This window comes from Microcoleus sp. F10-B2, from assembly GCF_036704965.1.
GTDB lineage: Bacteria > Cyanobacteriota > Cyanobacteriia > Cyanobacteriales > Microcoleaceae > Microcoleus.
This window is the reverse complement of sequence record NZ_JAUBTB010000003.1, coordinates 144,094-153,418: the sequence shown is the minus strand read 5'-3', so window position 1 is coordinate 153,418 and position 9,325 is coordinate 144,094. Positions and strand designations below refer to the sequence as shown.

Annotated in this window: 8 protein-coding genes; 7 read left to right on the top strand and 1 reads right to left on the bottom strand. The window is 44.3% G+C overall.

Features of this window, described 5'->3' with window-relative positions:
* Positions 1–328 precede the first annotated feature (328 nt).
* The 6 genes from QUA99_RS02340 to QUA99_RS02315 all read left to right on the top strand — a co-directional run bounded on the left by QUA99_RS02340 (position 329) and on the right by QUA99_RS02315 (position 7,498).
* Positions 329–835: a hypothetical protein gene (locus tag QUA99_RS02340; RefSeq protein WP_333239073.1), complete on the top strand. Its 507-nt coding sequence runs from the start codon at positions 329–331 to the stop codon at positions 833–835.
* Positions 836–1,742: 907 nt separating this feature from the next.
* Positions 1,743–3,080 carry a flippase gene (locus tag QUA99_RS02335; RefSeq protein WP_333239075.1) on the top strand — a complete coding sequence of 446 codons (1,338 nt, stop codon included), beginning with the start codon at positions 1,743–1,745 and terminating at the stop codon, positions 3,078–3,080.
* Entirely contained in the window at positions 3,077–4,273 is a 1,197-nt protein-coding gene (locus tag QUA99_RS02330; protein WP_333239077.1) for a hypothetical protein, read from the top strand. The genes QUA99_RS02335 and QUA99_RS02330 overlap by 4 nt, the downstream gene beginning before the upstream one ends.
* Positions 4,274–4,297: 24 nt before the next feature.
* Positions 4,298–5,167, top strand: a complete 870-nt coding sequence (locus tag QUA99_RS02325; protein WP_333239079.1) for a hypothetical protein — start codon at positions 4,298–4,300, stop codon at positions 5,165–5,167.
* A gap of 98 nt (positions 5,168–5,265) precedes the next feature.
* Entirely contained in the window at positions 5,266–6,198 is a 933-nt protein-coding gene (locus tag QUA99_RS02320) for a glycosyltransferase family 2 protein (RefSeq protein ID WP_333239081.1), read from the top strand.
* 34 nt (positions 6,199–6,232) lie between these two features.
* Positions 6,233–7,498, top strand: coding sequence for a glycosyltransferase family 4 protein (locus tag QUA99_RS02315; RefSeq protein WP_333239082.1), 1,266 nt, complete (start codon positions 6,233–6,235; stop codon positions 7,496–7,498).
* Here the strand turns inward: QUA99_RS02315 and QUA99_RS02310 are convergent.
* Entirely contained in the window at positions 7,495–8,253 is a 759-nt protein-coding gene (locus QUA99_RS02310; RefSeq protein ID WP_333239084.1) for an FkbM family methyltransferase, read from the bottom strand. The two genes, QUA99_RS02315 and QUA99_RS02310, sit on opposite strands and share 4 nt — an antisense overlap.
* 44 nt (positions 8,254–8,297) lie before the next feature.
* On the opposite strand from QUA99_RS02310, the gene QUA99_RS02305 reads away from it, so the two are divergent.
* A complete protein-coding gene (locus QUA99_RS02305; protein ID WP_333239086.1) occupies positions 8,298–9,179 on the top strand; it encodes a glycosyltransferase family 2 protein in 882 nt (293 codons plus the stop codon).
* Positions 9,180–9,325: the final 146 nt, after the last annotated feature.

The following is a 9,325-nucleotide window of genomic DNA, read 5'->3' as shown; positions in this document are numbered from 1 at the left end:
GAATGGATGCTACCTCTTTTAAGTGTGCTTTTAGGCGCTTTTGGTCTTCGGGTGTCATTTTTTTTCCTCATTTTTTTCACAGTTTTACTAGCTTTTTCATTTTAGCCCTTTTTTCAGAGATTTGCAAAAGTGAGATGCACCCATAGAATAGTTGAGAGAGTCGGTGCGAAAAGAGTTAAAAAAGTTGACTACAGAAATCATTGCTTCTTTGACAGGATGGGAATTCATTTTAGATGCCTTATCTGTAGCAGGAATTTAGGAAATTGGTATTAGCCCTCGCCATCCCGAATGCCAGGAATAGAATCTGGGGACTGCTTTTGTCCTACAAATGGCAGGGGGAATCATTACTTTACTGCTGGCGGTGACAGCGATTTTGCTACTGTATCCTAAGGATAGTTTAACTCTCTGGTTGGTGGAGATCGTCGCAGCCGGAACTATGTTTCAACCCTTTGAAACAATAAACTTTTGGTTTCAGTCCCAAGTTCAATCTCAGTATACCGCTGTTGCTAAAAACTCCGTATCTTTACTGGTTGCAGGAATCCGCATCGGATTGATTCTTGTCCAAGCATCGGTGATTACTTTTGCTGGGGTGACTTTGGCAGACGTGGCTTTGGCGGGATTGGCGATCGCACTTGTCTATCAAAGCAAGGGCAATAATTTCAAGTTGTGGCGAGTCAGTTGGCAGCGAGGCAAAAAACTGGGAGCATCTCAGTTTTGCAGCCAAGCTAGAAATTGGAGTTTTGAGGCCCGAGGCAGGAGGCAGGAGGCAGGAGGAAGAAGGAAGAATGAAAGAGGAAGAAGGAAGGAGCCAAAAGAAGTATTTTTACAAATATGAGATGCTCCCAAAAAACTGCTTCAGGAAAGCGGGCCACTCGTAGTGTCTAGCTTGGCGATTTTCATCTATTCCAAAATCGATATGATTATCCTCGGTTCTGTAGATAAAACTGAGTCGGGATATTACACAGTTGCAGTTAAACTGTCGGAAATTTGCGATTTTTTGCCACGGATTATCGCTTCTTCTATTTAGCCCAAACTGGCACAGTTAAAAGCCAGAAATTACGCCGAATATCTAAAAAAGTTTCAGATTTACTCGGATACTATGTTATTTTGGTGGTTGAGAGTGGCAGTACCAATTTCTCTGCTAGCTCCTTTCAGAGTCCAGACTGTTTACGGCGAGTCATATGCAGCTTCAGCCGGGGTGCTATCAATCTACGTCTGTGCTCAATTTTCCCGCAACTTCGGGATAGCTAGAAATACCTATTTTGCTCTCGAAGGTCAACTGGGATAGAATTTTTACTTGACTGTAGTCGGCTCAATTTTTAATATAGTATTGAACTGTCTACTGATGCCTCAACACGGAGCCTTGGGAGCAACAGTGACAAGTTTAATTACTTATTTTTATGTAAATTTTTTATGAAAATTATTACATAAAAGAATTAAAACGTTTCGGAAGTTTAATTGGGGGTTCGTTGAATTTATCCAAAGCAGCTTCTGTACCGATCGGAGCGCTCGCCGGATGATTGAAATTCAACAAAACTTCTCTTACCGCTCGGATTGTCTCGATGGTGTCAAGGTACTCAAAGCAATGAAAAAATTCTCAACCAGAACAGCGAGAAGTTTTTCAAGAAATGTTTAATTTCGGGTAAAATTTATGATAGTCTATCATAAGAAGCCTGGTTGTTAATTCCTTCTTGATGGCTCAAAAAACATATTTATTTATTATAAGGACTCAAAACTTTCTGATGTTAGAAAAGCTAACTGCGGCCAGTCAAAAACTCGGGCCAGGTCTCCGTCAGGTACTCGTGAATCTGGCGTGGTTGTTCACTGACCAAATTTTGCAAATGGGTCTGGGTTTGGTGGTAGGCCTTTGGGTGGCCCGCTATCTGGGGCCCGTTCAATTTGGCTTGCTGAACTACGCGATCGCCTTTGTGTCCGTCTTTAGTTCGGTAGCGACAATGGGATTGGGCAGCATCATCATCCGCGATATCGCCCGCAATCCTGAATGCAAAAACGAAACGCTGGGGACTGCCTTCGGGCTGCAATTTACTGGCGGCTGCATCACTCTGTTGTTAACTGTCGCGGTGATTTCGCTATCCAAACCTGACGACAGCCTGACTCGCTGGCTGGTGGGCATCATCGCCGCCGGAACTATCTTTCAGGCTTTTGAGGCGATCAATTTTTGGTTCGAGTCCCAAGTGCAGTCAAAATATACAGTCCTGGCGAAGAATTCGGTATGTTTTTTGGTTGCCGGAGTCAGAATTGGATTGGTGCTGATTAAGGCGCCGCTGCTTGCCTTCGCCTGGATGAGATTGGCAGAGGTGGCGATCGTCGGAATAGCTTATGTATATTTTTATCGCCTTACAGGAAATAAAATTCAGGATTGGCAATTCAGTTGGGCCCGGGGCAAGCAACTGCTGCGCGAGAGTTGGCCGATAATTTTGTCGGGATTGGCAGTTTATTTGTACTCAAAAACCGATCAGCTTATGCTGGGTGCGATGAATCAAAATGCTGAACTGGGATATTATGCGGCGGCTGTTAAAATATCGGAAATCAGCGATTTCTTCCCGATGATCATATCTTCCTCTATTTTTCCCAAATTAGCGAATTTGAGAGAGAGAAATTATGCAGAATATCTAAATAAATTTCAAATTTATTGTGATACGATGATGATTTTATGGTTGGGAGTGGCAATCCCGATTTCATTACTTTCTCCGTGGATAGTACACGTGCTTTACGGTGAAAAGTATGCTAAGTCTGCAGCGGTACTCGCCATCTATGTTTGGGCGCAATTTGGCAGTAACTTTGGAGTAGCGCGGAACACCTATTTTACGATCGAGGGTCAGTTGCGCTACAGTCTTTACTTGACTGTAATCGGCTCGATTTTAAATGTGGGGTTAAACTTGTGGCTCATTCCTAAGTATGGAGCTTTTGGTGCTACTGCCGCTACTTTAATTACTTATTTTTACGTGATTATTTTAGTCAATTTCCTAATTAAGGAATTGCGCCCTTTTAGTAAATTAATTTGGCGCTCTCTTAACTTGTACAAGGCTGCTTCCCGGTTAATAGGATTACTAAAATGATTGAAATTAAACCCCAAATTCAGCATAAATCTAATTGCCCCACATCTGGGACGGCTCTACAGCCCGCAAAAATTTTGTGGCAGGGTATGCACATTTGTGTTGAATTTAAGTCGGACTCTGATAGTGAAATAATCGATTTATTGAGAGTCGGTCATGGCTCTCATACATCCCTGCAAGTTGATTTGGCAAAAGGACAGGTTTTTTCGGGCAACAGTTACGTCGCAGAATGGTTGGGAAAACCATTGCTAAATTCACTCCAAAATCCTCGAAGTGAGAAACTTGAAATCACCAAAGAAATTTTCAAGCCGTGCCAGCGGGTCATCATTTTAAACTGTATTGACTATCTTTACGGTCATTCGCTGTTAAAGTTACTGAACGCACAAAGACACTTGGAGTGCAACCCCGACTGCGGGTTAGTTGTGATAGTGCCTAAGTTCTTGAGGTGGATGGTTCCCGATGGAGTCGCTGAAGTTTGGACAGTACCTATTGCTTTAAAAAATGGTCGAGATTATTATCCTAACTTCGCCGAGTTTGTTGAGGAAGAAACGAAACGCTTCGAGCAAATTTATGTAAGCGAAGCCTATTCTCATCCGAGCCAGTTTGACATAACGCTGTTTACTAGAGTTCCCAAGCACAGCTTCGACAAAGAAGATGTGAATATTACCTTTATTTGGCGGGAAGACCGCCTTTTTATCAACAGTTTGCTGTTCCGAATTCTGAGAAAGCTGAATCTGCTGTCAATTGGGCTGGCCGTTCAAAATTGGAAGGTGCGGCGCTTATTTGAGGGAATTCGATCGCGCGTACCTTTTGCAAAATTTGCAGTAGCAGGTTTAGGGACAAAGACTGAGTTTCCAGAATGGATTGAAGATTACAGGGTAGAGATGTTTAATGAAAAAATCGAGCAGGACATCTGCCAAGTCTATGCTGATAGCCGTTTAGTAATAGGCCTGCACGGCTCTAATATGCTGCTTCCTTCTGGTCATGCTGGCATGACCATGGATTTAATAGATGAACGGTGGGGCAACTTTGCACAAGACATTATCTACCAAGAGAGCGATCGGAAAATGGCTGCTTTTCGCTATAGATTTTTGCCCTACCAGACGCACACTGATACACTAGCATTCATAGCGGCTGTGATGGTTCTGACTTTTGATGAGTTTAAATCCTACATGACTGCTGATGTTGTTAATTGAAAGGGTGGAGGATAGCAGGAAAATATGACGAACTCTAAAGCCATAGTAACGCTGGCAATTGGTCAAAAATTTTTGGAAAACTGGAAAAATTTGTGCCAAGCAAACTGGCAAAAGTATGCAGATAGGCACGGATACGATCTTATTTGTATTGAACAGCCTTTAGATGATTCAGCGCGGGCGAAAAAGCGATCGCCCTGCTGGCAAAAATGTTTAATTCTGGGCGAGGAATCTGTCAATAAATATGATAGAGTAGTCTGGGTAGATGCAGACGTTTTGATCAATTCGGCAAATGCTCCTTGTATTGTCGAAGGTGTGGCTGTTGATAAAGTAGGTGCGGCCCCAGAATGGGCAACACCTAACGAGCAGTTATCTGCTGAAGCTAGAGACCGATTGTTTGAAACTTGGGGAATTACGGACGAAAAAAACGAGCGGGGTACTTATGCTAAGTACGGTATTCCTGCCGAATTCGATCGGATTGTCCAAGATGGTATTATGGTACTGTCACCGTCTCACCACCGCTCGATTTTAGAAAAAGTGTATTATGAATGCGAGGAAACAGGGTTCGGTGAAATGCCTTGGCTTTCTTATGAACTGTTAAAAGCCGATTGCGTTCAATGGATCGATCCGCGCTTCAGCACTGTCTGGAGCGTTCACAAAGCTTTGTATTACCCATTTTTGCTGCACAAACCGCACACAAAACCCAGTTTATTTAACCGGGTCAAAGGCAAACTTTTATCCAAAGGAATACCGGGGCGGTTGGTGGACAGGCGGGCTAGCGATTGTGCAACAACGGCTCTAATCAATACTTTTTTCCTGCACTTTGCGGGTACTGCTGGTGAAATGAGACTGGTAGACTTAGAATCTACTTCCTGGCGAGATTTGCGACCTGGTTAATCTTTTTTTAGTCAATGCTGGAAGTACGGTAAATACTTGGAATTGTTTTTGTACGAAGCGAGACTTGCATACAATCATCAACATAGTAGAGTCGTTAAATGCCCGATTGGCAATTGAAAACCCCTGTTGCATTTATTATTTTTAAACGCCCCCAAGAAACAGAAAGGGTGTTTGCAGAAATTCGCAAAGTAAAGCCGCAGAAACTATTAGTAGTTGCTGACGGGCCCCGTGCAGATAGACCGGGGGAAGACCAAGATTGCGATCGGACTCGTGCGATTATTGACCGAGTAGATTGGGACTGCGAAGTTTTGAAAAATTACGCTGACGTAAACCTGGGCTGTCGGCGGCGGGTTTCTAGCGGTATAGATTGGGTGTTTGATACGGTTGAAGAGGCAATTATTATTGAGGATGACTGTCTGCCTCATCCTACATTTTTCCGTTTCGCTGAGGAATTGCTCGATCGCTACCGAGACGATCGGCGCATCATGTCAATCTCCGGTCAAAATGTTCAGTTCGGCCGCAAAAGAACTGATTACAGCTACTACTTTTCTCGCTACAATCACTGCTGGAGTTGGGCGAGTTGGAGGCGAGCTTGGCAGCACTACGATTTAGACATGAAGCTGTGGCCGGAAATTCGCGATGGTAATTTTTTGGCTGATGTACTCGGAGATCCGCAAGCTGTAAAAGTTTGGACAAAGACTTTTCAGCTTTGTTATGAGCGAAAAATAGATACTTGGGATTTCCAGTGGGCCTTTGCTAGCTTTATTCAAAATGGTATGAATATTCTGGCGAATGTCAATTTAGCTTCTAACATCGGACACGGTACGGGAGGAACCCACACGGGGGATGCCAGCAGTCCCTACAATAATATGCCAGCAGAAGCTCTAACATTTCCGCTGAAACACCCGCCTTTTGTAATTAGGGATACGCAAGCAGATAATTTTACTCAAAATACTTTGTATGATTACGATCCGCCGCTGCTGAAGAAAGTGCAAAAAAAAATCCATAAACTGTTGAAAACAAACAAGTAAAATCCGAGATAACTCTAGATGATAGGCAGGGGAGATGAAGGTTGTACTTATTAATAGTTCTGATAGTGAAGGCGGTGCAGCCCGCGCCGCTTATAGACTGCACCAAGGTTTGCAGGGAATTGGCGTGTCTTCGCAAATGCTGGTGAAAAATAAGAAAAGTGGCGATCCGAATGTCATCTTGTCACAGAATGGTATTGCGAATAAGTTTGATAAGATTATTTCAACTATATCAAACTCGCCATTGCGACTTTACCCTGAGAGAAATCCCGCTATATTTTCTCCAGAATGGCTGCCGGACTCCCTGGCTGCTAAAGTTGCCAAAATTCAACCAGATATTATTAACCTGCACTGGGTTTGTGGGGGTTATATGCAAGTAGAAAGTGTTCCGAAGTTTAATAAACCCCTAGTCTGGACGCTCCACGATATGTGGCCTTTTACAGGTGGATGCCACTATAGCGAAGAGTGCGATCGCTACACTAAATCTTGCGGTAGCTGCCCGCAACTGCACAGCAGCAAAGATGCGGATCTGTCGCGGTGGGTGTGGCAGCGGAAAGCGAAAGCTTGGAAAAATATTGACCTAACTGTGGTTAGCCCTAGTGCTTGGTTGGCTAAATGCGCTAGTTCTAGTTCTTTGTTCAAAGATTATCGAGTTGAGGTAATTCCTTACGGCATCGATATTCAAAAGTACAAACCCATCAATAGTCAATGGGCGCGAGAAATTCTGAATTTACCTAAAGATAAACAAATTGTACTCTTTGGAATTGCAGGAGGAACTAGCAACCGCTGGAAAGGATTTAACCTGCTAGTATCGGCTTTGCAAAGCCTCAGCAAGTCGGGCTGGAAAGATCGGATAGAGCTGCTGGTTTTTGGTTCTTCTCAACCTGAAAATGCAGTTGAACTGGGTTTTCAAGCTCACTATTTGGGTAATCTAGCAGATGATATCTCCTTAGCAACAGTTTATGCAGCAGCAGATGTCTTCGTCGCCCCTTCTGTTTACGATAATTTGCCAAACACGGTGATGGAAGCTGGAGCCTGCGCCATCCCCAGCGTCGCATTCAATATCGGGGGACTGCCGGATATGATCGAACACTGCTCAAATGGCTACTTAGCGAAACCTTATGAAACAGAAGACTTAGCAAAAGGTATTGCATGGGTACTCGAAGATCCGGAGCGACACCAAAAACTCTGCGCCAGGGCCCGTCAAAAAGTGGAACAAGAATTTACCTCAGACATACAAGCAAATCGCTATTTGTCTCTTTTTTCCGAACTCGCCAGCGCTTCAAACAGCGCCGCCCCTTAAACCAACTGTTTCCGCTGCTGTGGCGTAGCAAAAAAATTAGACTTTCTAAATTGTCCGTTTTCTTTAACAAACACCATGTCTACTTGAGCTAAAGCTCCGTCGAGGGGACGGATGTAACCCCCAAAAATATCGTAGGTGACGAATCCGCGCTCTTTCATATAACTGACGATATCGTAGAATTGTGGCCCGCCGACAAAGAATTCAAACAGGGATACTTCCAGAATGATTATTTCTGTATCCTCCAGCACCTGGCGAGAGCCGTCTAAAACATTAAGCTCAGCGCCCTGCACGTCTACCTTCAATAAATAAGGCCCTTTTAAGTTTCTTTCCCGGCACAAATCATCAAGGACAACCAGAGGAATTTCCCTGGGAACACCGTCGGCAACACTACCTTCTGACTCCTTGAGAGTAGAAGAGCCGTAAAGTTGAGGGTGAACATTAATCGTAATATTTCCCGCTTGAGCGCCGGCACCAGCCATGATATACTGAGCGTTGTATTTTTGACAAATTTCTTTTAAATTTTTCTCGTATTCGATCAAAGGCTCTACCAGCAAAAAATTGGTTTGGGGAAATTTTTCGTACAATTCAAAAGTTCCGTAGGCAACGCCGACATCTATAACGGTTTCTGGTTGAAAACCCAACTTGATAAACTGATCGAGTACGCCGTACATAGATGTTCTCATGCCTTGACGCGGGAGATCGAATCCCAAAGGCTTAAGTATTTTATACGCTATTTTTTTGAGTAATTGCCTCATATTTTTTTCCAGACTACAATATTGAATGAAACTATTATAGATTGATGAAACCACACAGCACTATAGCAACAATCATAACTTGCCATAACCGCAAGCAAAAGACCTTAGCTAGTCTCGCGGCGCTATTCAATCAGGTGCTGCCTGCAGATGTCTTGCTGGTGGCGTACTTAGTGGACGATGCCAGCACTGACGGTACGGCCGAAGCTGTGCAGGAGACTTATCCGCAAGTTAAATTGCTGCGCGGAGATGGGAACCTGTTTTGGAATGGAGGAATGCGGCAAGGATTTGCTGAAGCCATCAAGCAAAATTATGACTACTACGTCTGGCTCAACGATGACACTGTACTGGAACCGGAAGCCTTGAACAAAATGCTGGCAACGTCCCGCTGCTTAGCTGAGCAAGGCAACACGCGAGCTATTGCAGTGGGTTCTACTCGCGACTCGGAAACTGGGGTTCTGACTTATGGAGGCTGGTTGCGGACTAGCTGGTGGCATCCTTTGCACTTTCGTCTGGTGGAACCGAGCGAGGAAGCTCAGCCGTGCCATACTATGAACGGTAACTGCGTTTTGATGCCGCGATCGGTAGTTGAAGTAGTGGGAAACCTAGACCCCGCATTCATCCACAGCATGGGAGATATTGACTACGGTTTGCGAGCGGTGCAACAAAATTGTACAGTTTGGGTGGTTCCTGGATACGTGGGAACCTGCTCGACCAACCCGCCTGAGGGTAACTGTTGGGAAGACCCGAACATGAGTTTGGCCGATCGATTTAAAAAGGTATTGCAACCCAAGGGTTTTGGGCCAAAAGAGTCGAAAGTGCTCGTACAGCGGCACACGAATATCTTGTGGCCGATATATTGGCTGTTACCTTATTTGAGGTTGATTTTGATCTCGCTCCGCCGAGGATCTGTAGGCTATCGCGGCTGATTGTATTTGGCGTTGCTTAATCAGGGGATGAAAAAAATAACTTGAAAATCCCGAAGTTTTGTGGATACTGGTTTCTCTGACTTGCATATTGAGCCAGTCATACCCTAAATCAGCAACGCCGTATTTTTGCAAGCGCAGGGAATGGG